The 24,436-nt window shown below is 38.2% G+C and carries 23 protein-coding genes and 1 pseudogene (1 of these 24 only partly in view); 6 read left to right on the forward strand and 18 right to left on the reverse strand.

The features are described 5' to 3' along the window. Nucleotides 1-1,605: the 3' portion of a M23 family metallopeptidase gene (locus tag BAR153v2_RS05600; RefSeq protein WP_078680656.1), read on the forward strand. 384 nt of this gene lie to the left of the window's left edge; 1,605 of the gene's 1,989 nt are visible here — the last part of the coding sequence; its start codon lies beyond the left edge, outside the window; it ends in the stop codon at nt 1,603-1,605. Between the two features lie 279 nt (nt 1,606-1,884). Here the strand turns inward: BAR153v2_RS05600 and BAR153v2_RS05605 are convergent, their stop codons facing one another. The 3 genes from BAR153v2_RS05605 to BAR153v2_RS05615 form a co-directional block, all read right to left on the reverse strand. Further along, nucleotides 1,885-3,303, reverse strand: coding sequence for a sensor histidine kinase (locus BAR153v2_RS05605; protein WP_078680657.1), 1,419 nt, complete (start codon nt 3,301-3,303; stop codon nt 1,885-1,887). A 220-nt stretch (nt 3,304-3,523) separates the two neighbouring features. Beyond that, the gene (locus tag BAR153v2_RS05610; RefSeq protein WP_078680658.1) at nt 3,524-4,078 is read right to left on the reverse strand and encodes a sigma-70 family RNA polymerase sigma factor; all 555 of its coding nucleotides are present in this window, start codon (nt 4,076-4,078) and stop codon (nt 3,524-3,526) included. Next, the gene (locus tag BAR153v2_RS05615) at nt 4,075-4,290 is read right to left on the reverse strand and encodes a NepR family anti-sigma factor (protein WP_078680659.1); all 216 of its coding nucleotides are present in this window, start codon (nt 4,288-4,290) and stop codon (nt 4,075-4,077) included. Before BAR153v2_RS05615 ends, BAR153v2_RS05610 begins: the two co-directional genes overlap by 4 nt. A 164-nt stretch (nt 4,291-4,454) precedes the next feature. Between BAR153v2_RS05615 and BAR153v2_RS05620 the strand changes: the two genes are divergently transcribed. The 4 genes from BAR153v2_RS05620 (at nt 4,455) to BAR153v2_RS05635 (ending at nt 7,330) form a co-directional block, all read left to right on the forward strand. Continuing rightward, complete coding sequence (locus tag BAR153v2_RS05620; protein ID WP_078680660.1) at nt 4,455-5,249, forward strand: response regulator; 795 nt, start codon at nt 4,455-4,457, stop codon at nt 5,247-5,249. A gap of 15 nt (nt 5,250-5,264) precedes the next feature. After that, the gene (locus tag BAR153v2_RS05625; RefSeq protein ID WP_078680661.1) at nt 5,265-6,278 is read left to right on the forward strand and encodes a PAS domain-containing sensor histidine kinase; all 1,014 of its coding nucleotides are present in this window, start codon (nt 5,265-5,267) and stop codon (nt 6,276-6,278) included. 225 nt (nt 6,279-6,503) lie between these two features. Further along, nucleotides 6,504-6,797, forward strand: a complete 294-nt coding sequence (locus BAR153v2_RS05630) for a hypothetical protein (RefSeq protein WP_078680662.1) — start codon at nt 6,504-6,506, stop codon at nt 6,795-6,797. 113 nt (nt 6,798-6,910) lie between these two features. Continuing rightward, nucleotides 6,911-7,330 (forward strand): hypothetical protein, encoded by a 420-nt coding sequence (locus BAR153v2_RS05635; protein WP_078680663.1) that lies wholly within the window; start codon nt 6,911-6,913, stop codon nt 7,328-7,330. Between the two features lie 59 nt (nt 7,331-7,389). On the opposite strand, the gene BAR153v2_RS05640 is transcribed toward BAR153v2_RS05635, so the two are convergent. Then, nucleotides 7,390-8,109: a DUF4167 domain-containing protein gene (locus BAR153v2_RS05640; protein WP_078680664.1), complete on the reverse strand. Its 720-nt coding sequence runs from the start codon at nt 8,107-8,109 to the stop codon at nt 7,390-7,392. 643 nt (nt 8,110-8,752) lie between these two features. Between BAR153v2_RS05640 and BAR153v2_RS05645 the strand changes: the two genes are divergently transcribed. Then, on the forward strand, nt 8,753-9,676 hold the full coding sequence (locus BAR153v2_RS05645) for a formate dehydrogenase accessory protein FdhE (protein ID WP_078680665.1): 924 nt from the start codon (nt 8,753-8,755) through the stop codon (nt 9,674-9,676). Nucleotides 9,677-9,920: 244 nt separating this feature from the next. Here the strand turns inward: BAR153v2_RS05645 and BAR153v2_RS05650 are convergent, their stop codons facing one another. The 14 genes and pseudogenes from BAR153v2_RS05650 to BAR153v2_RS05710 form a co-directional block, all read right to left on the reverse strand. Beyond that, on the reverse strand, nt 9,921-10,370 hold the full coding sequence (locus tag BAR153v2_RS05650; protein WP_078680666.1) for a hypothetical protein: 450 nt from the start codon (nt 10,368-10,370) through the stop codon (nt 9,921-9,923). 472 nt (nt 10,371-10,842) lie between these two features. Then, the gene (locus BAR153v2_RS05655; protein ID WP_078680667.1) at nt 10,843-11,094 is read right to left on the reverse strand and encodes a hypothetical protein; all 252 of its coding nucleotides are present in this window, start codon (nt 11,092-11,094) and stop codon (nt 10,843-10,845) included. Then, nucleotides 11,094-11,753: a lysozyme gene (locus BAR153v2_RS05660; RefSeq protein ID WP_078680668.1), complete on the reverse strand. Its 660-nt coding sequence runs from the start codon at nt 11,751-11,753 to the stop codon at nt 11,094-11,096. Before BAR153v2_RS05660 ends, BAR153v2_RS05655 begins: the two co-directional genes overlap by 1 nt. 85 nt (nt 11,754-11,838) lie before the next feature. Next, complete coding sequence (locus BAR153v2_RS05665; RefSeq protein ID WP_078680669.1) at nt 11,839-12,117, reverse strand: hypothetical protein; 279 nt, start codon at nt 12,115-12,117, stop codon at nt 11,839-11,841. Between the two features lie 577 nt (nt 12,118-12,694). Further along, nucleotides 12,695-13,684, reverse strand: coding sequence for a phage tail protein (locus tag BAR153v2_RS05670; protein ID WP_078680670.1), 990 nt, complete (start codon nt 13,682-13,684; stop codon nt 12,695-12,697). Between the two features lie 5 nt (nt 13,685-13,689). Further along, complete coding sequence (locus BAR153v2_RS05675; protein ID WP_078680671.1) at nt 13,690-14,805, reverse strand: tail fiber domain-containing protein; 1,116 nt, start codon at nt 14,803-14,805, stop codon at nt 13,690-13,692. A 4-nt stretch (nt 14,806-14,809) separates the two neighbouring features. Continuing rightward, a pseudogene (locus BAR153v2_RS05680) lies at nt 14,810-15,376 on the reverse strand (hypothetical protein); the annotation flags it as partial. Then, a complete protein-coding gene (locus tag BAR153v2_RS07645) occupies nt 15,367-15,498 on the reverse strand; it encodes a hypothetical protein (protein ID WP_256385940.1) in 132 nt (43 codons plus the stop codon). The gene BAR153v2_RS07645 and the pseudogene BAR153v2_RS05680, both read right to left, overlap by 10 nt. Before the next feature lie 187 nt (nt 15,499-15,685). Then, a complete protein-coding gene (locus BAR153v2_RS05685; protein WP_078680672.1) occupies nt 15,686-17,149 on the reverse strand; it encodes a hypothetical protein in 1,464 nt (487 codons plus the stop codon). Further along, nucleotides 17,150-17,866: a hypothetical protein gene (locus BAR153v2_RS05690; RefSeq protein ID WP_244548641.1), complete on the reverse strand. Its 717-nt coding sequence runs from the start codon at nt 17,864-17,866 to the stop codon at nt 17,150-17,152. It abuts the gene before it with no gap. Between the two features lie 69 nt (nt 17,867-17,935). Then, nucleotides 17,936-19,066, reverse strand: a complete 1,131-nt coding sequence (locus tag BAR153v2_RS05695) for a N4-gp56 family major capsid protein (protein WP_078680673.1) — start codon at nt 19,064-19,066, stop codon at nt 17,936-17,938. Between the two features lie 126 nt (nt 19,067-19,192). Further along, entirely contained in the window at nt 19,193-20,065 is an 873-nt protein-coding gene (locus BAR153v2_RS05700; protein WP_078680674.1) for a hypothetical protein, read from the reverse strand. A 305-nt stretch (nt 20,066-20,370) separates the two neighbouring features. Then, the gene (locus BAR153v2_RS05705; RefSeq protein ID WP_371325862.1) at nt 20,371-22,209 is read right to left on the reverse strand and encodes a portal protein; all 1,839 of its coding nucleotides are present in this window, start codon (nt 22,207-22,209) and stop codon (nt 20,371-20,373) included. Then, nucleotides 22,194-23,522 (reverse strand): PBSX family phage terminase large subunit, encoded by a 1,329-nt coding sequence (locus tag BAR153v2_RS05710; protein ID WP_078680676.1) that lies wholly within the window; start codon nt 23,520-23,522, stop codon nt 22,194-22,196. The genes BAR153v2_RS05705 and BAR153v2_RS05710 overlap by 16 nt, the downstream gene beginning before the upstream one ends. Nucleotides 23,523-24,436: the final 914 nt, after the last annotated feature.

Genomic DNA, 24,436 nt, shown 5'->3' on the forward strand with positions numbered 1-24,436 from the left:
GCCGAAGAACGTCATAATAAATATACCTATCCACCCTTTGATGCTTTAAGTATTTTTTCTCATGATTCGAACAATCAAATTTCTCAAACTCTCGAAAGAGGACAAATTTACGGAGCAAAAATTGAAACAAAAATGACTTTACGCAGCCGTGATTTCATTATTGAGCAGATGCACTTTGATGAAACTGATATACTTACTGCTGATGAAGTACAAAAAGAAGTACAAAAATCGGGATTTGCTTTGGATAAAAACAACGAGAAGCTTTCACTTCTTCCTTTTTTAGACCCAGCACAACTCGATATTTCAACATCCTCTCTTAAAATACCGAAGATTCCTAATGTGCGCCTTGTCCAAGAAAATGTCACTATTACAGCACGCAACCATCGCATTGATCTGTCTAAAAACTATGCTGAAGATATTATTCCCATTCGTAAAAAGCAAACAATCTTAGGAGCACTTCAAAAATCCGACTATCCACAAGAACAAATGGAGAAAATTGCACAAATATTAGCTGAATTGAACCGTTCAGATACACTCAAAGCAGGAAGTCTTTTACGCATTGGAATTGTTACACAACACGGTGAAGAAGATCAGCTTGTTCGGGCAAGTATTTACCAAGGAATGAGTCATATTCTGACAATTGCTCTCAATGATGACAACCAATTTGTTGCAAGTACAGAACCAGAAATGTCGCATGCGCTTAAAACTGCATTTCAAAATGGTCAACCTCATTCTTATGTTAATGTAACACAATTACCAACAGTTTATGATGCAATCTATCAAGCTGTTCTCAGTCATAATATGTCGCAGTCTCTTTCAAAGCACCTTATTCATTTGCTTGCAATGAATATTGATATGAAAAGCCGCATCACACCAACCGATCAGCTCGAAATATTTTATGCTCTTCCTAAACAACATACTGAAAAAAACAACAAGAGCATAAAAAGTGGCACGCAACTACAAACTGCCTCCTCTTCCATCAATAAAGATCCTGAAATCCGTTATATAAGCGCAACCTTTGGAAGTGTTACTTATAAATATTACCATTATCAATCCACAGATGGAAGTACCGATTATTATGATTCAGAAGGCAAAAGTTCAAAACCTTTTTTGCTTAGGAAGCCGACCCCTAATGGCATTTTCGGTTCGCCTTTTGGTCTACGAAAGCACCCTATTTTAGGCTATGTGCGCATGCACACAGGTGTTGATTGGGTAGCGCCAAAAGGATCGCCTATTATTGCTGTTGGAGATGGTGTGGTAACAAAAGTTGGAGTAGTAAGCGGTTATGGCAACCATACAGAGATTAAACATGCTAATGGCTATGTCAGTAGTTATTCACATCAAAATAGTTATGCTCCTGATATTAAGCCAGGTGTCAAAATAAGACAAGGACAAATTATTGGATATGTTGGATCGACGGGTCTTGCAACCGGACCTCACTGTCATTTTGAAATTATTGTTAATGGTAAAAAAGTTGATCCTATGCGCATTCGTTTTCCTGATAGCAAATCTTTAAAAGACAAAGATCTACAAGCATTTCTGAAAGAAAAGAAAAATATTGATTCCTTAATACATAGCGTAACACAACCAGAAAATGCATCTTAATTTATCCATATACCGGCAAGCTGGTACTTTTCTACTAGAGGAAATTTCTTAATCATTTAAATCAAAGATGAAGTTTAACAATATCGAACAAAAAAATATTATAGGGATATTCCTTTAAAGGATCTCAGTTCATTTTTTACTACAAAGATTCAAGAATTCATCACAAGCCTATCGATCATGGTGAATTCTCCTGCACTCTCCCAATTGGGGAGAAAATTTAAGTGCTTTTATAAATGAAAATTATGGTATGTTTCTCTATATTTCTTTTTAAAAAGGGTATTAAAAACAGTTTGAACGATTTTCTATGATTTTTGGCAAAGGAATTATAACTTTTGTTCCTCCTAAATTTGATGTTGCGAACAATGCTTTCTCACCGAATTGCATACAAAGCTGTTCTATAACTAAACGACCGAGTCCTGTTTTTAGTTCTGCATTTTCACTGCACATCCCTATGCCGTCATCTTCAACGACCAGTGCCATTCTTGCATTATTCTGAGGCCCACAAAAAATATAAATATTCCCACGACGTTTATCAGGGAAAGCATGCTTTAAAGCATTTGTAAGCAATTCGCCAAGAATAATTCCAAGCGTTGTAGCATCTCTTGAGGATAATCGACAATCTTTGAAATCTGTATGAATAGTGATATTTTCGCGTAATTCAAATGGTATAGCCAATTCAACATCATGCACAACTAAATTGAGAAAATCTGCCAATAATGTTGTTTCCATATCATCACTCAAACGCAAACGACGATGCGCTGCTGATATTGTTTGGATGCGATCTCGTGCTGCTCCCAAAACAGAACGAACTTCTTCATTCTTGCTTCGATTTAATTGCAAACCAAGCAAAGAAGAAACCGTACCAAGAGAATTGCCAATGCGGTGGCTAGCATCTTGTAACAACATTTCAACACGACAGCGTTCTTTTTCGGCATAATTACGAGCCTTTTCCAATTCCTGTGTTCGTTCCTTCACACGAGCTTCAAGAGCTGCATTCTCGCTATGAAGAAGTAACTGATAGGTTTTTAAAGATCGAATATCGCATCGAAAACGGTTAATCACAAAATAGGCAGAAATAAAAGTGCTCACAACAGAAACAATTGCGGCTAAAGTCAAAGCGGCACGCATGAGTGCTATATCTTCACGTTTTTTTTGTCGTTCAATATCATCGCCATCGATAAAATTGGTCATTAATTGAAGCAAACTAGCGACTTGATCTGTCTTAATTTCAGGAAAATCTAAGGAATGAATAGACTGATCAGAAGATTCACCAAGAGCAATCATATGTTCCTTCATGATTGTTGTACGCGCTTTAATCTCTTTTTTAAAAGCTGTAAACCACGTATACCATTGCGAATGAGAATGAACGAGAAAGGCGATATAATTGAGAATATCATCGAGATGAAGAACTGCTTTCTCAAAGCGGATTTTATCTTCCACCCGATGGCTTTTTTCATAGCTTTGGTTTGCTGCAGCCATATCGATTAAGCTAATAAGTGCTAAATCTGCTTGTTCACGCAATTCTGAGCTTGTATCCAACTGTGAGATTTCCTGATCAACAGCGTTAGATAACAAAATAATAAAGGTCGAAGCCAAAAGAGCCATAAAAAGAGAAACAATAATTGCTCCCCACCGCCAACGTGATGTTGTTGAGGCAGAAATGGGTATTTTAGAAGACAAATTTGCCTTTTTTATCATGTACTTACCATCAATGAACCCAAAAATCAGGACTCTTCTTTTTAGAGAAAAATTATTTTATTTCTTTAAGAGTAAAGAAAGATAATTATTTTCCATATCCTCGTTTTTTCTCTTGTCCCTAAAAGACTAGGCAAAAGGCTCTATACATTCCCACAATTTTGATACCTCTATAGCTATGACAAAAATAAAACTGTGTTCTCACCCACTATTATTCGTTCTCCTAATCACTAAAAGAACATAAGATACTTCCAGCCGAATAAAGATCCGGACCATAATCAGTATAACTATCAACTTCGAGAAGCTTCTGCAAACGATTGCGTGCACGGCTTACACGGCTTTTAACCGTTCCAACAGCGCAATTGCAAATAGCTGCTGCATCTTCATAAGAAAAACCAGATGCACCAATTAAAATGATTGCTTCTCTTTGTTGAGCTGATAATGTGTTTAAAGCTTTCTTAAAGTCATGCAAATCGAGCATCCCGTATTGAGAAGGATGAATAGCCATATTTTGAGTGAAAACGCCATCACTATCTTGCACTTCTCTTCCTCTCTTCCGCATTTGACTATAAAATTCATTGCGCAAAATCGTAAAAAGCCACGCCTTTATATTAGTTCCTATTTCAAAACTGTCTTGATTAGCCCATGCCTTCATAAGGGTATCTTGTACCAAATCCTCGGCTTTATCATGCTTGCCACTTAAAGAAACAGCAAAAGCACGCAAAGCTGGTAAAACGAAAAGCAATGCTTGTTTAAAATCTTTTGAGCACTGTGTCATAAGAGATCAAACCTTTTTTCTTCAGAACGAAGACTATCTTTTTCTGCCTGCTCTAATTTGTCCAAAAGCTCCAGCAAATGTAAAGGAAGTGGTTCTTCTTGAATTCGCATATAAAATTGACGCAATTTCAGTGCTATTTCACTATTTGCGCCAAGAAGATCATCTTCAAACGTAAAATAATCGGTGAGATTTTTTTCACCAAAGTTGTTCATTTTTTAGCCTCTCAACCCATATAGTAGTAAAAGAATATTTTTTCTCTTTAAAGTTGTAAATATAGTCCCTCTTAAAAAGTTCCATACTGAAAGCAGGAACTTTTTTATCCAAAAGGGATTTCGAAAAAATAAAGTGCTTTCATAAGCTGAAGGAGTTATAAATCATGTCCCTATCACAACGCATTGCCCCTCACCTTCCTTATCTTAGACGTTTTGCCCGATCCATCACAGGGAGCCAAACTTCTGGGGATGCCTATGTTGCTGCCATGTTAGAGGCGCTCATTGTTGATTTTTCGATTTTCCCCCAAACCTCCAGTGATCGCATTGGAACTTATCAACTCTTCTGTCATCTTTTTGATCAAACGACACCTAATATTGCTGAACCATTGCCACAATTTGGTTTTGAGCAAAAAGCAAACGCTCAATTATCCTATCTCACTCCTCGTGCACGACAAGCCTTCTTGCTCATTGCTGTTGAAGGATTTAATGAAAGTGAAGCAGGAGAAATCATGAAAATTGATACACAAAAGTTTCATGAGCTCCTTAGCCAAGCCTCTTTTGATATTTCTCAACAAATTGCGACACAAGTAATGATTATTGAAGATGAGCCTCTGATTGCCATGGATATTGAGCAAATGGTGGAAAGCCTTGGACATAAAGTGATAGGAATTGCACGAACATATGATGAAGCTATTGTCATGTATCATCAGAAAAAGCCACGCCTCATTTTAGCTGATATTCAATTAGCCGATAACAGTTCTGGTATTGATGCAGTCAACGATATTTTAAAAAATGATTGTATCCCAGTGATCTTTATTACAGCTTTTCCTGAAAGATTGCTCACTGGAGAGCGTCCGGAACCAACTTTTTTGGTCACCAAACCCTTTAATCCTGATATGGTCAAAGCCCTTATCTCGCAAGCTTTATTTTTTCAAGAGAATGCTTCTAAAGCCGCCTAACAGAAGGTAATGATTATGTTCGTTTCCCCTGTTTCTACCACATCCATAGATAGATCACATCTCAGCGCTTTAATGCAAGCAATCCGTGGTGCTAATATTTGCGTTTTATATCAAACAACAAATCTGATCTATTTATGGGCAGAAAATCTGCCTCAACTTTTGCAAGCAAAATGGCGGGTTGGATGTCGTGACAGCGATTTTTTCTCAATCGATCTTGCGGATAATATGGAAACCATCAAGCTGCAAGTTTTGTCAACAGGCAAAACACAAACTATTGAAGCACGATTTGAAGATACGTCCAAACAAACTATTTGGTATAAATTTTCTATTGATTGTCACCGAAATGAAAACGGAAAAATCATTGGCATCATCACCACGGGCGTTGATATTTCAGGTCTACGCCGTCGCGAACAAGTGCTTAAAATATTACTGCGGGAAGTAAGCCATCGCTCTAAAAATCTCTTAGCAATCGTCCAAAGTATTGCAACCCAAACTGCCCGTTATACAGAATCACTGCAGACCTTTTTACGAAAATTTCAGGGACGTCTTTATTCCCTTTCCCATTCTCAAGATCTGATTACTGACTCTGACTGGCGTGGTGCTCAATTTCATGAATTAGTACAAACACAAATTTTAAACTATTTAGTGAAAGAAAAAGAGCGTTTTTCAATCAAGGGTGTAGATCCTTATCTTTTCCCAAACGCAGTTTTGCATATTGGTTTAGCTTTTCATGAATTAATTATTAATTCTCTCTCTTTTGGTGCTTTATCACAAGAAGAAGGGACTGTTTCTATTACTTGCACAGTCAGCACAATAAGCCAAGGAAAAACAGAACTTTTTATCACATGGAGTGAAGAATTTAAAAAGAAAATCTTTCTTCCCGCACATAAGAAAGCCTGTTTTGGAAATACCGTTTTAGACAAAATTGTTCCCATTGCAGTTGATGGTTCGGCTTTTTTAAAATTAACAGAAGAAAGAATGATTTATTGTTTATCTGTTTCTAACAATTATTTCGATATTTTGTCTTAGACAAGAATAAAGCGATCTGAGCACGCGGCTAAGAATAAAGTAATCCGAGCAACAGGGGATTTACATTCCTAGCTTATCGAAGCTTGATGTTTTTGCTTTTTTTCCTCCTACGACAGCGAGATAGAGTATTCTTCTGGAACGAAAACCCTTTGAGATTATTTAGAAGCCAGAGGCTCCACCTCTCAGACGACTTCTTAACGATCTATATTTTAGGATAAGTATAATATGAATCCTGTTATTGCTGTTCTTCTACTGGTTTCATGCACAGATGATTTTAACAGTTGTTATTCCAATAACACCATGGTTAAAATTTATCCGACCATACAAATATGTGAGCAAAAAATTATGCCTTTAGTTAAAAAATTCACCTCTTATGGAGAACAAATCTTCGCTCAATGCACAAATATTTCTGCCAACGAACGAGAAAAAGAAGTAACCCTTATCTGGTCTGTAACAAACAAAGGCAATTTTTTCCTGAAAAAACAAAATACTGATGATACCGTGCGCAAAGCATTATAACTAAAATGTGCAAAACTATTCTCTCCTACAAGGATCTTCCCATTGAATGAAAATAATTAAAAGTATACATTTGGTTTGATTTGCAAGAACTCAATAATAGTGAGGCATAAACAATGTATGATTCCGAAGCTCAGTACAGTGAGCCCTGCATTCTTCCGCAAAACATACCATTAGATCCTGCCGTGGAAAAGGTGAGAAAAAAATTGATGCGTTTGATGATTATTTCCATCACTATCACACTTTTGTTAATTCTTGCTGTCTTTGCTGGAGTAATTTATAAAATCATCAAACCTGAGACAACACGAAAATTAGCCCATCCCTTATCTTCTTCAGTGCCTCATCATATTTTGTCTTTGCCGCCAAAAACGCAAGTTTTATCGCAAAGCCTCTCTCAACAGAATATTGTCTTGAGACTTTTAACCCCAGAAGGACAAACAAAATTTATGATTTATAATTACCATACCGGTGAGCTTCTTTCGGTTTTTTCTATCAACATTACAGAAGGAACGACGGCTCTTAGCTCTTCTTTATAATCAATCAAAGAATAATAATAAAAATATCATCTTCTAAAATGAATAAACATCTTAAATGTTTAAGTATTTTCTTCCGATGAAGAAGAAGACATTATCTGACGCCGACGTGTTTTTTTTTGCTCCTTTTCGTTTAACAAAGGCAGAGGCACAATTTTTTCTGCTGATGTCAGCGTTTCTCCAGCAACATCTGAAACAACCGTTGATTTTTTAGAGGATAATGTTTCTGAAACACGTATTTTACGACGACGTGTAAGACGGCGGGGTTGTTTGGGAGCTTCAGCTCCTTCTTCAACAGTTTGCTGCTCTTGCTGTTCAGCTTTATCGGCTTGCAAATTCTCATTTAATGCATCCGATGTATACTTTTCTTTTCCTTGTTTTTTTCGCCCAATACCATTTTTTGATGTTTGTTCTTGCAACGATGATCTCTCATTGTTATTGTCTTCTCTTGTATTTTCTTCAGCGCTTGTTTCTTCGCATTCCTGCTCGTTATTTTCATCACGTTTATGAGAGTAAGACACTTGATCAGTAGCTGCTAAAATAATACGCAAATAATGTTCAGCATGCTGCAAATAATTCTCAGACATAACACGATCACCCGCTCCTTGCGCATCACGTGCAAGACTTATGTATTTATCAGCGACCTGCTGAGCATTTCCACGAATTTTAATATCTGGCCCGTTGCTTTCATAATTACGAGACAACGGATTAGGACCGCGACGATTATTATTATTGCCATTGTTATTGCGACTGCGTACGCGTCTATTCTGCTGTGGCCTCATATTTATCCCTTTTGGATTGTATTTCTCTTTAAATTCTCTCTCGCTGCATTACTTTTATAATGCTAATCACTTCCAAAATTTAGTTATTGAACCATTCCCGTTTCACTTAACCTAAACGACATCTCTTGGTTTCTTAATAAAAGTATATATTTTGAAATATTACAAAAAAATAGTACGGAATACTTAACCCCAAAATTTTCTATCTCTCCGCTAATAAGCAGAAACCTAGAGATGTTCACAGAAAATGCCAAGTGTTTTTTTCAAATAAATCATAATTACATTAAAAAAAATCATTATATTGTCGAAAAACAACACAAAAGTGCAAATATACACACATCTATTGTGAGTTTAAAAGAATATGTTCTCTTTTTAAATCCATTTTTTCGCATCTAAACGCTGCTTCATTCTTTAACATTATGAAACACATATCAGTAAAAAAACATTCTCCCCCTTCGAAAAATATTCCATTATTCATACTTTCGAATGAAACAATTTCGTTCAAAAAGTTCGTACTGACAATCCCTAAAAGTAGAAAAAAGTTCCATTTCCCACAAAAAATAAATTAAGTCATTTTAAAAATGGTAATCGTAAGCTTTTTATAAGTAAAGAGAGATTATAAGTAAAATACAAAGAGGGATATCACATGCTACACCAAAAAGACTCAGAAGGGTTAGACACTTCTTCTACAACGCACACCCCATTTATTATAAAATTTCCTGATAGTGAAACTTTGTTTACAAAACGCGCCCAGCGTTTTACATCTTTAGCTGCCACTCACTCTGCTAAAAATACTCTTCTCTTTTTAGCTCATTTTTGCACAATTCAACAACAATCCGTTAAACGATTTAAAGATTTTTCTAGTGCACTTGCTCGTTTTAGCACCATTTCCACTCCTTTTATTGATCGATCAAAGATATTAGAATTGGGCTTTTATGAAAGCATTGTGCATGATTTTTTAAACAATATGTCAACTGATATACTTCCTATAAAACAAAAAGAGGCTTTAAACATAATGCGTCTTCAAGAAGATCAATGGCGTCTTTGGGGAAGCAATATACTCAATTGTGAAATTCCACCAAAACAAGTGGGAGAATATCTTTTTATCACTGGTGTTTTACAAATTATTTATGCCCTAGCTGCTTCACAGTTTAATACTCAAATCATAAAGATACAACAACAGAATGTGTGCCCTGCGTGTAGAGGGACACATACAGCCAGTATTGTTGTTGATAAAGGATCAAAAGAAGAAGGCACACGATTTTGCTCTTGTCTTTATTGCGGTACCTTATGGCATTATCCACTTCTTCAATGCACCTTTTGCGAATCAACTCAAAGTATTTCTCCTTCTAATTTTAACAAAAGTTCAGGAGCTATTATTGTTGAAACATGCCAAATCTGTCAGCGTTCTTGCAACCAACTTGACCAACACAAAAACCCATCTTTGGATGTTTTTGCGGATGATATTGCCTATACACTCGATCACCTCTCACAATCCTCTTTGCCTTTAAAATTGGGAGCTTTTAATCCTTTTCTAGCAGAATACATAGTAAATGCTAAGAACGAATAGCACACTATAAACAAGGCAGAAAGATTATAAAAATAAAAGAGATCTGAGAGAAAGCACAACAATACAAATTGAGAAGCAATAAAATTGAGCGATTTCAGTAAGAATCTTATTCCCTACAATTCTTCTCCTTTTAAGAAGAGAATTCATATCATTGGAAGAAACATTCTGGCACAGAGGAATATTTGATACTTTTGAGTAAAGTTTCTGCTTCACATAAATGTCAAGAAATTTAAAAGGGAAGATCTTAAAAACGATGATGCCCTTGGCTACTCCCCTCATTTTTTTCTTGCTCGCCTAGAAGACAATCACGAAATAAAAAATAATTTCCATCTCCTGGACGAATAATTTTTATACATTTTTTCTTAGCATCATCGGAAGAGTCCTCCCACATTTTGCGAATCGTAAAAAAAGCCTCACTTTCTAGACTAAAACAACGCTGATAAACCTGTTGCACCATATCGGGCACAGCTAAAGCAGCAATTTCTTTACAATAAACACGAAAATCAAATGTTGGGATAACTAATTTAACAGGTTCTTCTTGTACGATCTCTTGTTTGAAAAAAAAGTGGCTGATAATTGTCTTCACCACAAAATAAAAAGTCAATACACAAAAAAGAACGATACAAAAAAAAGTAATTTTTTTATATAATTTTCTACGATAGGATTTTCGCCTTGCGCGGAGTTTTTTTTCCATGAACAGCGTATCCTTTATTCTACCAAGAACAAATCATGCTTGAAAAGAAAAGTTGAATAGGACCAAAAAGCTATTATCAATTGTCTTACATCAAAAAGCAATCTTTCGTTCATTTTAAGAAATCAATCTTGCTGTTTCTCCAAGGCTAAAATCTTTCTTTACAATAAACTCATCTTGCTTTTTATCTCTTTTTCTTCATTACAGTTGCAAAATTTTTCGTGAGTATCATCAATTAAGAACACACACCGTCATACTTATACCTCAATGAAATCAATAAATAGAGAATAGAGTGACTCAATATTTGTATCGTTATACACCTGTTTCTTTTTCATTCTAGCTACTCAGCTTTCTTTTGAAGATCAGATTCTCTTCATTTTGTGTTCACCAGCATTTCTGCTTTTTTCCAAAGCGGTCTGTTTCCACAATCCAGCGTGATAACAAAGGTTCTGTTTGAACTAAATGCGCTGGTTTGTTAACGATCGGAGGCTTTTTCCATCCTATGCAAGAGAACGGCACACTCTTTTGGCATCCCTCCAAGAGCGCGACAGAGGCTAAAAGGGGAAAGAGCAAAAGTTTCAGCATTAATTTTCTCACGATTTTGCAGCGCCGATATCACTTGCATCAAGGATCTTGTCCGTTCAAAGGAACGTCCATAAAAAAAGCTACTCAAAGCAATGACAATAACTAAAAAAATTACAAAACCCCATCGAAATAAAAAAATCACTATTGTTCTTTCCTCTCCCTATCAGCATACAAAACAACACCCACAATCATGGCCACAATCATAATACAGGCTAGAACCCACTGTACAGGACCATACCCTGCAACAAATCCTGTAAGACCTGAAAAAGATGCAATCAATGGTGCAAAAACTTCTGCTCTGAAAAAAGGCCTATTTTTCTTTGCTTCCACCTCTTGATAATTAGAAGAAACATAAGCGCCTTTAGCCCATAAACCAGCCTCAGCTGCACGTCGATTCACCAACCCCTGCACACGTTTTCCTCCCGCTTTTACCCATTTTTGCAATTCGGCTGGTACAGCTTCATAGTCTCCTTGATTCAGTTTCTTTAAGAGCGTAGAATCACAAAATGCCTTTGTTCCTATATTGTAACAAAATGATACAAGAGCTGCAAACTGTTCATCGGTTAAGGCCTGAGTAACTTTCTGTTCCACAGTCTGCTCAAATTGTCCCAAATCTTGTCGAAGTATAACCTCTGCTTCAACATGTGTAATCTCCATGCCATCTTGCACAACAGGGTTTCCTGCTTTTGCTGTATGTCCATATCCAATTGTCCACACGCCAGCAACATCTTGATAAGCCTTTAAGCGTAACCCTTCCCATTGTTTAACAAGTTCAAGTCCCTCTTTTGATATTTTTCGCATTTTTCTCATTCCATAAATTGCTTATAGGGTGATTAAAATCAATGATTTCCCCCTGATTATTACTCTTAAGCAGACGGTTAAGTGCTCATTTAATTTTCTTCATTTTTGAAAATAACCCCGCTTTCTCTAAGGAAAAGCTATGATTTTTCATTCCTGTTGTCAATTGTTTTTCCAAAGCTGTAATACGCTGTAAAAGTTGTATGTAGTTTTTTTGGTGTTTTTTATCTTCACGTCTTTTTTCTTGAAGGATTTGCTTCAACAACGCATTTAAAGGAGCATGCCCCATCCTTCCACTCGCATAGAGAACAACGCGAATATGGCTAGGATCATCAATATCAGCGATTGAAAATGGAAAGAGTGCCATTTTATTTTCTCCTTTATTCTTGTATTTATTGATATGCTATGAAAAAATGTTCTCTATTTTCACCAATAAATTACTCTGTCTTTTTCTCATTATTGAACAACCGTCAGAATCTCTTTTTTCAATAATTTTATAAACAAAACGCTTCTGATGAAATCCTCGTTATTCTTTCAATAATTCGTTGAAAGAATAGAAAATGTAAGATGAAAATCATTTTTTATTGCTAGACAACATTTTATCCCTGCAAATTATCTTTGCAAAAACACTCTTTTCAGGAAAAAACCAAGCCAATTCCCCATTTAAAAAGGCAGAATCTCTTAATTCTTTGCACAATTTTCTCTTCTGCCTCCACAATAACAGATTAGGGATACATCGATGCTTTCCTCCTTATCCTAAGAAGAAAGAATAACAAACAAAGGGAATCCTTTACGCAAAGCATCTTTGGCAGGAAGGCAAACTTTAGAAAGGGTATCTTTTTTTCTTCATCCATTGTGGTGTTTTTCAAGCGACTGCAACTGATATTTTCTCCTTCTCTGGAGGGAGAACAGAGATCCTCTACATGTTTTAACACAGAAAAATTTTATGCCTTAATGGCATAAATAACGGCCATATTCTTGGGACGTGTTTCATCTTCCCCTGTTTCATCGAGGGTTATTTTGTGAGTATGCTCTCCCGCATCGCTTGTATAGTGTGTTCTGTCATATCTATGTCTGATAAGTCCTCCCCCTCCTAGTGCGTCATTGACCGCTTCTAGTCCTGTATATGCGTGACCATGTTTTCCTGCTTTGTCTGTTTTTCCTGTATGGGTATGGGATTTAAAAGAGTCTTTTTGCATGCTCCCTAAAACACGATCTTTATCAATTCCTTTTCCACTATCCAATCCCCGTAAAAACATACCACGAAAATCGGGAACATTAAAGGTTGTTGTGCCATCTCCTTTTCCCCACACTTCTCCAATAGCCTCAAAAAGACTTGCATATTCCTCTCGTGCGTAGGCTTGACCATCACATAATAGCCATCCGTCCGAAATTTTTTCCATTGCGAAACATGCAATAAAGCCTGAAGGAAAAACAGTGACTTTAGGGACAAGTATGGCTGGATTTGTCAAATACCACCCTTCTTCTTTTTTTTCACTTATTTCCGAATAATAGATAAGCTCATAAAGCCCTTCCTTTTGGATTTCCCCACCGGTCAAAGGTTGGAGTCCCTCCTGTGTTCCCTTATAAATCGACTGAGAAGGCAATTGATTTAAGACAACACTTGTCGGTCCGACATTCGTTTCTTGAGCTTTAAATCGGAGCACAATACCATTTTGATAAGCTGCATAAGGAGACTTAGTCGTCAAATGAATAGAGGTTTTTTTCTCACTTTCTTCTTTCTCTTCAGCAGTGATAGTGAATTTAACCTCAACTGTTCCCCCGATATCGGATAAATACTCTTTGACGCGTTGCATCATTGCGCGAGCACTATCATTCACTGAGCTTGGAGGTTGTCCTTCAGCCCAGTTGATTATTTCGTCGGCACGAGCATTTTCAGCCGCGATAAGTGACCAATCATAAATTGAGCTCATAGGATTTATCCTTTTTTTGCAAACCACACCCAAGAAAAGAAAGAAGAAAGAAAGGCAAAGAATTTTTTCTTTGGTTTTTTGATTTTTTCTAATCCAAAACCGAGCTTGTTATAATTCACATGTAATAAATGTGTTTTTATATTCATATAAACGGCATCAGGATTCAAACGAATGAGATCTTGAGCAAGAACCCCGCGATAGCGTTGAGAATTTCCTTTATAATTAAACTCATAAAGAGGATAGCCTTTTTTTTCTCCTACAAGGACGATATTTTCTTTAACATTGACATCGGAAAGACCGATAATGCCTTTCAACAAGCCGAGCACACGTTGTGCATCACGCAAAGGATCCTTTGTAATTGCAGGCATAGTCGTGGCTTCTCCTGTTTTTGTTCCGTAATTACCGGCTGCTTTGGTTCCAATTTGCAACAATCGTTCCAATTGATTCCAGGCTTTATTATCTTGTTCGAGCCATTTTTCTTGCTCTACATCCAAAGCATGCTGCTTATTTGCATCTTGTACCATTCCCCCTTTTAAAGCATTACTTTGAGCATTGCTTTGTCCTTGATAGAAATTATTAGCCGCATTCACCTGATTTTGCGCCGAACGATCAATCATCTGATTAGCGTTGAGCATATGATTAACATCTTGATTATATTGTTGTGCGCTTGCCTGAGTTGCTAATGCTCCCAATTCATCCGTAAGCACACCGGTATGAGCTCCAGAGCCATAACGGCCTGCTCCTGCTATAGACTGATTGACAATATCGGATGTTTTATTCAGTGCATTGCTAAGGGCATCATTAAATTTGCTATTATTGCCCATCCAATTTCCAGCTGCCATATCAGAAAGATTTTGTGCACTTTTTGTGGGTTCTTTGAGCCATTCATTAAGTGCTGAATTATTATATTGATTGGCTGCGCTTTCTAAACCCTTAAGAGCATTTTGTGTTATCTCACTTAAATTAGCATGTCTTTCTCCTTGATAAACATTTCCCTCAACGCCTTTATTATACAAATTGAGAGCTTCAGAGGTTGCCTGTTTCAAAATATCTTCTGCCCACGAGGGTGGAGCATTCGTTTGTGTCGTTGTTTGAACTTGAGGACTTGTCCGTCTGCTCATGCGTTAAAACCTTTCTATAATGAATAAGATTGATAGCGTATCCGTGATGAACAAGCATTTTTGCCCACCCAGATCTTCCCAGTGTCAAAATTTCATCAGCCTTGATAGTCCGTGCCCATTGTTCGAGTTGACTAATCAACGGAACCAGTTTGATCCCTCCCTGACCAGCAAGGTCTAAAATAACAACACGTTTTTTTCCATCATGCGTTTTTTCAATTTTGGTTATCCCAAAAGCACTAAATTCAGTTCTATTTTTTAAGATCAGCCACAGCTGCACCTGCCCATCAATGATCTCTTCAGCCACATGCTTTAAACACACATCATGAGGAAACCGTTGGGCATATTTCCGCATAGCCGCATTAATAGCCTCTCTATAGAGAGCCATTTTTTCCCAAGGCCACTGATGCGTACAATGAAGAGAATACAAACTTTCATTATCTAAACCTTTATTATCTGAACGTTGTGTCACGATTTTAGCTTTTTTCTTCCAGGGTATAGCATCCCAGCTTCTTGATTTTGCTCTCGCCAAAAGTCTCTTTGCTGCTATACTCAACACATACCTTATCCCCATAAAACATCTCGCCGTTTATCTATAGCATTCTCTTGTGCACAAGAGCATAATCCTGTCATTAAATTTGCCCTATTTACACTCCACACATCACCAAAAAACAGCAGGGGCAATCCTATTGTCATGCTCCATTGCGACTCCTTCACACTTATGACCTTGATCAATAACCCACCGCATCAACCTCTTGTCCAGAGCATACTCACCCACATTAATCTTTATCCTAGAATCTTCACCACTCTAGTTTTGTGTCTTAGTACACTCTAACACATGAGCTATGCCTTTAGCCTGCTCAACGCACGCATTAACCTTATGCTAACGCACGCCGGCAGGCTTCAATTCAACATTGAAGCCAGTCACATGAGACCAATTGACCCCTTCCGGTATCCGAAGCTTAAAGCGATAAAACCGCGCTCTAACACGAGCATGAATTTGTCCTGTATGTGTAGAAGGTTGTCTTTCTGGCAACCAAACAGTTTCTTCCTCAAAGGCTTGACGAAAACGCATACCAATCGACAAATAAAATGTTTTACTATTCACCTGAGGCATAATATTTCTCACCCTGGTGACCATACCATTTGTCTGCCCCATTTCTTGTGAGGTTATCACACAAGCCATAGGGGATCCAGAAAATGATCCAAGCCTTCCTTCATGATCGAAGGCTCCCAGAATTGGTGTCTCATTTTGCCACACTTTACTATCGAGAGAAAAAGGTAAATCATCGAGGCTTTCTGAGACCCTATCAAGCCCTTCTAAGGTGTATCCGGCTAGAAAAATGGGTAAGACCATTTTGATATTTACAGTTGCTTTCGTCCACTTTTGCAATCCCCAATCATAGATCAGCAAAATCCGTTCTTGAATCGTTTCATCGGCATCGATAATCCAATAAACACGGTTATACACGCCATCGATTGCAGCACTCAGAGTAGACAATTGATTTTCTGAGATTTTTGCCACCATGGTTCGATCTACTTTTTCGAATCCGATTGGAGAGATTCGACCATCGGTAGTGATTTGGTAAAAACCTCCCTCATCGGCAAAGAAAGCCAGATCTCCCCGACAAACAATTGATTCAGCGTTTTTTGCTCCGCGTTTATCGTGTATTTTCTGGAAACTGAAGATGATTTTAGATCCAGGGATAAAAGAGCCAGCATAAATTGCAGAACGCATAAAGATCAATGGATTCGTTGTTTCTGTTGCGCCTTGAACATATCCTCCATCGGGAAAATCTTGATAATCGCAGCTTTTTTTCCCAACAGTCCAGAACTCAGCATCATTCAAGCCAGACCAATGGACACGTCGTGGATGTTCTGGTAATTTCATGAGACAAACGAAATCGCCCCAAACGCGAACAATTCCTGCTTGCGGAGGATTCCCACCTAAATCTCTAAAATTTTTATCTTGATTAATATCAATTACTTGAGGTTTATCATTAGCATTAACAGCAATGACGTAATCGCCGAACAAAGCAAAAGACCAAGGTGCGTCAACATTAGCAAAATAAGATTTATCTTTATGCGTAATATCTTTCCACTGCAAAGTTGTATTATTGAGCTGATAGATTTTTCTCTCTGTTCCAACAATAATCGATACACCATTTTTTGTTTTGACAGCGATGGCACCTAAAATAGTCCCCGGACAGGGCTCTGAGAATGGACTAAAACTTGGCATCGGAATATAAGAGCCATCTGCAGGAAGCACATTGACAAGCTCATCGGTAAAGAGACTATTGATATGAGCAACATCGGGACGATAATCCGCAAGAGAAAAAAAAGCCATTTAAAACCCCGTTGAAAGAATATTAGAGCATCCTTCGCGACGCGATGTTTCGTAACGCAAGAGTTGGAGCTGTTCTTGAAAATCGTTAAACGCGACAGCAGCACATTCAGGATCTTTGAGAATATTTTTATAGAGTTCGTATTTTGCCCGTGCTTTAATCAGATCGAAAGCATAAACAAACCAAGGATTCTCATCTTGCAGAGTGAGAATATCGGAAAAGTGTGCTGATCTCCAAAAGAGACGAACAGTTTCAACAGTCTCAGGTGTTGGGAAGAGTCCGATTTGTTGATCCAAAAAAGTATAGAATACGGGTATTCCTTGGGCTGAATGATTTTTATATTCTTTTTGGGCTTTTTTAAACGATTTATAAAGAAGGGGTATTGGCCTTGCTTCTTTTTGCTCAAGGAGCAAAGACTCAATAACCATTGCTGTCTCAAGAAAAGCGGTATCTTCGTATCCATACCATGTTTTTCCGCTTTGTGTTTTGAAGCGCATTTCCCCCATTTTATTGAAGAAAAAGGGTTCCTGCTCACATAAGCGAAGAGCAGTTAAAATAGAATCTTGAATTTGAACAGAATATTCGGCTGTTGTATCATCGATTTCATCTTGAATCAGCGCTATCATTTGCCCAAATGTTTTGGCATGATCAGAGAATTTTGATACCAACGAATAAGATTTAGCAGAAGATTTTGTTAAAGAAGATCCAGGAATAGGCATGAGTGCTTCTCCTTTTTATTTTGTTCCCTCCCAAAGATCTAAAAACTGGGAGGGAATTTTACAATTTTTTTAAGAAGATACAGCATATGTTGAAATTACAATGGTTCCAAAATCCTGAGCTCCCTGAGAACCACTTCCCGAACTGAAGCGTGTTTTTTTCATGCCAATAATTGTTTTTGCGGCAACGCCAAATTCACGTTCATAGTCAAAGAGCTCTTCCACCAATTTATAGCGTGTAGCACCCCGATCTTTACCGAAAGCGATAACAGCACTTTGTGCCCCTAATAAAACGGCACGACGTACATGAGGGATCATAGTTATAGCCTTAGGATCGTCAGTCAACGAGCCTACGCCCTCTGTGATATGCGCTGCTTCTCGTAAGATGACCCCATTATACATGCCCAATGATCCATTATAGATGGGATTTTTCAAACGACTTCCATTGTAAACTGCCTTAGTAATATCGAGCCATTGCCCTGGCTCTGTATTAGTTCTCAATTGTGTAACTTGTGTTGGATGGAGATAAAGGACATAAACATTTTCTCCATCGACACGCACAGGTCTAATTTTTGGATTAGCAAGTTTAGCGCGCTCTACAGCTCTATCAATCAGCTTAAGAGTAAAGGTATCGGTTGATTTAAGATCTGCATCTTTTGTTTTTCCATTAGGACGCAGTATCCGTTTATCGCTTGGTTCAGTTGGTTTATTAAATCCGTAATGCACAGATCTCAGCGTTATAGTTCGTCCTTCAAAATTGATGTTATCGGCTGTAAACCCACACACATGAAGAAAGAACATCAGACTCAAACGATCCGCATACCAATCAACAAGTGCATTTTTGGCTTCTGTCCGTAAATTATGTAAAATTCTCTGCTGATCAATTGTGCCTTCATTTTTAACACGGACAGCATGAGAAAGTTCATTAATTTGCAAACGATCATTAAGGAATTGTAAATCTTCTTCTTTTCCTTCAAGTTCTTGTCCTTCAGTAACTCCCTCACCAAACAATTGGACGCGTAAACCAAAACTAATAGAATCTCCATGAGCTTTATTGGTTTCATCTTTCAATTGAATAATACTATTGGAATCTCTTCCAATAAGTGGTGCAATAGAAATTGCTTTTGAGACTTCTTGATTAAGTAATTTCGACCATGTGCGTACAGCCAGTGGATGATTAAGTCCGATGCGAGTCACAGCCATTTTCCCCCTCACAATTTTTGATATAAAAAAACCGGCATTATACCGGATGTTTCTTTTTTCCTCTTCTGATGCTCAGAACAGAAAGTCTTTTTTTAGTGTCTTATTTCTTTAGTATTTTTCCTCTTTTTAAAGCCCTCCCCCACTCATTAAATGGTTAAAAGCGACTTTATTTTTTGGATTATCGATCCAAACATTAAATTCCCCCTCGGACATCTTATCGAGAAGATCCAAAGAAATTGGCCCGTTGGGGCTCAAACCATTATAAGCTGCAAGGGTACGAGCAGAATTCTGCCTTTCCTGAATATCTTTTTCCCCCCATACACTTTCTTGTAAGCTTTTTGTTTCCTCAGTTTCGTTAGTCCCCTGTATAGTTTCACCTTTATGGTTTTGTGGTGTTGTATAACCAATAGTCTGTGCAATTGTATAAATCACTTCGGCAGGATTTTTATTTTTTTCACGACAATCCTGCACAATCTTTTTCAATTCATCCCCGATCATAGCATCAATCACTTTTGGATCTGTTAGTTCAGGATAAAGAGCAGCACAAGCAGCCAATTGTTTTGCACGCATTTCATAAACAAAATCAGCGGCTTGATTAAAATCGCTATGTGTTTTTTTGACAGTCTCCACAGACTGATGAAAAAAAGACTGCAACCGCTCTGCTTCTGAAGACTCCTGCACCTGCGGCGAAACAGTCTGTTGAGCCTCCGACGTTTCCTGTTTATTTTGAAGGATCTGTCCAAGCCATTGGAGATAGCCCATAAAATCTTTTTTCGGATCTGGTGGTGCTTGCATTGGCTCTTCGCCCTGAAACTTTTCCCTTTGATCACCTCCCCTTTCCTGCCCCAGTAAGACTGTTTCATTTTCATCGTCCTCTTCTGCCAGGACATTGCCGACTTCGTCTCCCCCAGAATCTCCTTCCACACTCTCTTCTGTTTTTTGCAAAGAATGCTTTTCCCATATGTGCTGTTCTTCTAATGTTAAAGTTTCTTCATTCATTATGTTTTCCTTACTTGCCTAAAACAGTAAAACGCCCCTCTTTCACGCAGAGAATGCATACAGTAAAATCACCTTTAAAACCTACAGAACAAACTCGACCTCTTTAGCCCCAAATCTGATATTTATCTGTCATGTCTTAAAAGAAAGCTCCTTCTAACCATCCTTCTGATATCACAATCTCTTCATCTTCCATGAGATGAATCCCCTATGCTTCAAGCAAGAGGCGCATAACTCTGAACATTCTTTCTTCATATATATTATTGAATAAATGCCCCTCTCTTATGCAGAGAACGCATACAGTAAAATCATCCCACAAGGTTCTGTAGAGCTTGTGCAATTCGTACACCTTCTGCTCCTTCTGGGAGTTGTTGGAGACCTTGTTGCTCATTGAGCACTTGACTGTTCTGCTGTGCTTTGAGTGCAATTTTATGAATAAGCGACGCAGGTAAAGGTGAATAGTGCAGAAAATCGAGCATAATCTCTGGTGTTACAAATTGTTGCATAAGCGGCAACAATTGCATAATCACAGAAAATGTTCGTTCTTTTTCATTCGTGCTTGTTGGCGCATCGTCTACCACAATATCATATTCTAAACTTGTGACCATTTCTCGTGTAAGGGGCACATATTTAGCATTCTCTTCTCCAGCAATACGGATCAAACGACCATCAGAAAGATAATTTTGGATAAGATAGAGAATTATTTTCCCCTGTCGTTGTCGATAGCGACGTAACCCATCAAAGAAGGCAGCCAAAAGATTGAGCGAAGATTGCCGGCGTTTTTCTTCGAGTATACCTGGTTGATTGACAGAGCGTGTTCCAACAAATTCAGGAGATAATCCTGTCACCTGAGAAATCGCTCCTTTTGCTTCATTAAAGAGTTGAAAAAAGCCATTTGGAAACTGTGCAACGGGTTTTGGTTGTATTCTTCCAGCAGCCACAGCACCATTTTTTAGCCAGGTAATACTATCGGCTCTTGCCCAGCTTTCTGTGGCTTGTCGATCATCATCGAAAGCATCCCGCTCTGCCATGACTCCGCCTTTAGATTGACTGTTGAGCAAGTGCATAACTTGACTAAAATATTTATTAGCCCAACGTTGAGGATCTTTAGTTGGACGGACGATTCCATAAAATTGTCGACTTAATTTATCGAATGTCCCAGTAATACATTCCCACCCCAATTGATGAGAAGGCACCAATGGTCTATCGGGTGCCTCAAGCAATTTTTTCCCCAAGAAAGCGCGTTTAACAACTTTTTTTGTCATTCTTGTTGCGGGAAATTGTGGAAATTCTTTTTTGATAAGTTGAAAATCCTGTTCAGAATACTCAGTAAACCGTCCTGTTTGAGGATTAAGAACCTTATAGATGACTTCGCGTTCGAACCACCGGCATTCAGCTAGTGTGACCATTTTAGAGCTTTGCAAAATGCTCTCACCACCATCAAGGCTTTCATTTTGGTAATCGTCATTACCATAGCTATGAACACTCATTCCCGTTTGCTGTTGCACCCAATCCGCATTTAGCTCACTCCAATGCACATTGGGAAACATTTCTTGCGCTATATCCAGTGGCTTTTCATCGATATACCAAACCCGCTGAGCATCAATAAGATTAGGCTTAACGGCGCTTGTATCCCAAACCATCTTCATAGGATCGAGCCGTGCAATGACGGGTTTTCCCCTAGGATCTTCTTCATAATCGAGCCGAGTATCGGTCCATCCCATACCACAAATAACAGTATCTTGAAAAGCGTCGGAGTCTTCATATTCACCATGAGCCTCATCGCGAAACCATTCTGCCGCTCCAGTAAGGATTTGATTAGCGATAGCAGCGCCTTCTTGTCGTGGAATAAATTGAACATGGCGTTTATTATTGCGTTCAGTTCCGACGACAGCATTAATCAAAGGCGCAACACGATTAAATGTCATGACGGGTCTGTTTTGTTCGCGCAAGGCAGCAAGATCTTGTTCATTCCACTGTCGACCATTGTAAAAATCGTAATCTTCTTGAGCATTTTTTCGCCATTGCTCGACATGAACAATATCCTCTTGATACCACTTAACAAGCTTTTGAAAGAGCGCCTGATGTTCGAGGGTTTCAATTGAATTAAGAGAAGCAGTCTGCATATTCATTAAAAAGCCATCCATGATGTTGTAGAAGAAGAAGAACGTGACCGATAAACATCTCGTTTTTTTTGAGCACTGGGCTGTTCATAGGCCACGCATAACAGCCCAAAACTATCGGCCCCATGGCTTGCCCAATCGTGTTCAGCTCCCAAACCGATATTGCGTTGTTCATCGCGTTTTTCGTGATACCAGGCAAGGGCTTTTCGCCCAGCCATTGTTGTCTCTCGATTAAACCATATAGCAGGGAATAATCGTCTTACAGCTTCGATACGCATTTTGACAGCACCGACACCTTGATTAGGAATAATTTGGGTACGAAAACCAGCCTGTTGGAGCGCACTTTCAAAACTGACATTATAGACGCGATCTTTTGTGGCACCATCATGAGGCAACACCATCAGTGCTTTTTCATAGCCTTTGTGACAGATCCATCCAATATGCTCTGATAAGGGTTGTCCTTGTGCTTCATAATAATCGAGAACACGAATTTCGCGTCCGACAAATTGAGCCACCCATAGAGCCGTTGCATCAGCTTTAGCACCCGTTCCACCGATATCCCAAAAGATTTTAACCTGGATCAAAGGATCACGTGGCACTGTAGTAATACGCCCCTCTTGTTCTGCTTCAAGCAGCAATTTTTGGTAATAAGCCCCTTGCATTGCCAGCAGATACTCCCCTTCCCAAATATGTTGATATTGTTCAGGTCTTTGTTCTAAATCAGCTGTTCGATCGCGATTAAGCTTTGCAGGAAATTTTGGATTATCGCGCCAATTGATTTCAACGCCTTTGATATTAGGATCTTTGGTAAAACGGAATCGTTTTTCAACGGCAGCATTTTCTCGGCAGGGGTTCCATGTCACCCATAATTCAGAATGCCACTCTTTTCCCTCTTCTCTTAGCGTTGGAATCAGGACTTGCCAAGCGGCATCGGTCACAGGTTCTGCCTCATCCACCCAACAGAGCAGAATACGCCCCATAGATTTAACGCTAGCGATATTGCGGTCAAGACCAGCAAAAGCATATACGATACGGCCATCTTTTGACCTGATATATTTATCCCCAACTTCATAATAGTCGCTTAAAAAGGAATAGGATTCGATAGCACGTTTAATTTCTTCGAGAGAACTTTCAGCCAATGAATTTTGGAATTGCCTTGCACAGAGGATAATGCCTCGTTCTCCGGTTTTGCCGTGACGATAACCAATCACAGCTGTCATTAAAGCAAAGGAGCGTGTTTTCCCTGATCCCCTTCCTCCCCAAGCAGCACGAACATCAGCTTTTCCGCTAAAAACAGGAATGAGTTTTGGAATCAAGGCAATCTGAGCGGTTGTCATTGTGCACTATAACCCTTGTTAACCGACAGAACTTTCTCTCACTATGGAACACTGTATGATCCTCTTCAAAGAGGACACTTTTCAAAAGAGATATCTGCTCTCTACGAGATCCTTGTCCATAAGACTCTTGATCCAAAAATCATAAAACATAATAACAGTTACCCTGAAGAGTAAAATTTCATTCCTTAACACAAAGAATTAAGCTCCAAGAACATTTAGAATACTCTAAGTTTATTTGACATACTTAACCTTTGTTTACAAAAACAATAATAAATACAAGCTGAAGAAGCTGATAAGAAATAAAGGACGCAAGAAAATGCAAAACAAACAGCTAATAAATGACGATTTAGAGATTACCTAAGCCATACCCTAAAATATAAATCACTCACGATTTTTTTAAAAATTCTTCGCATTTATACGCTGTTATGGATACATTCAAGCATAAAAGACCTGAAAACTACACCACCTGCATCAATTGCTGAAAAGAAGGCATATATTTCTTAAAAATCAGGGAATAGAGTATGGTTTAGGTAATCTCTAAATCGTCATTTATTAGCTGTCTGTTTTGCATTTTCTTGCGTTCTTTATTTCTTGTCAACTTCTTCAGCTTGTATTTATTATTGTTTTTGTAAACAAAGGTTAAGTATGTCAAAATAAATCCCGAGTGTTCAAGACATGATTGGATCATTCAGATTTACCAATATTAGGAACCATCAGTACAATCTCAACGAAATCCGATCCTCTTCAAAAAGGATAGATGACACAAAAACAGTGCTAGCCCCCCTCCCTGTTTCTTAACTATCGATCCATAAATCCTTTACAGCATCGAAAAAAAGTCACTCTTAAGGCGTATAATTCCATTCCTCAACATAATCAGGAAGATAAAATAGAAACATCCATAGGAGTGCTGGCAT

The organism is Bartonella sp. AR 15-3, assembly GCF_002022445.1.
Lineage (GTDB): Bacteria > Pseudomonadota > Alphaproteobacteria > Rhizobiales > Rhizobiaceae > Bartonella.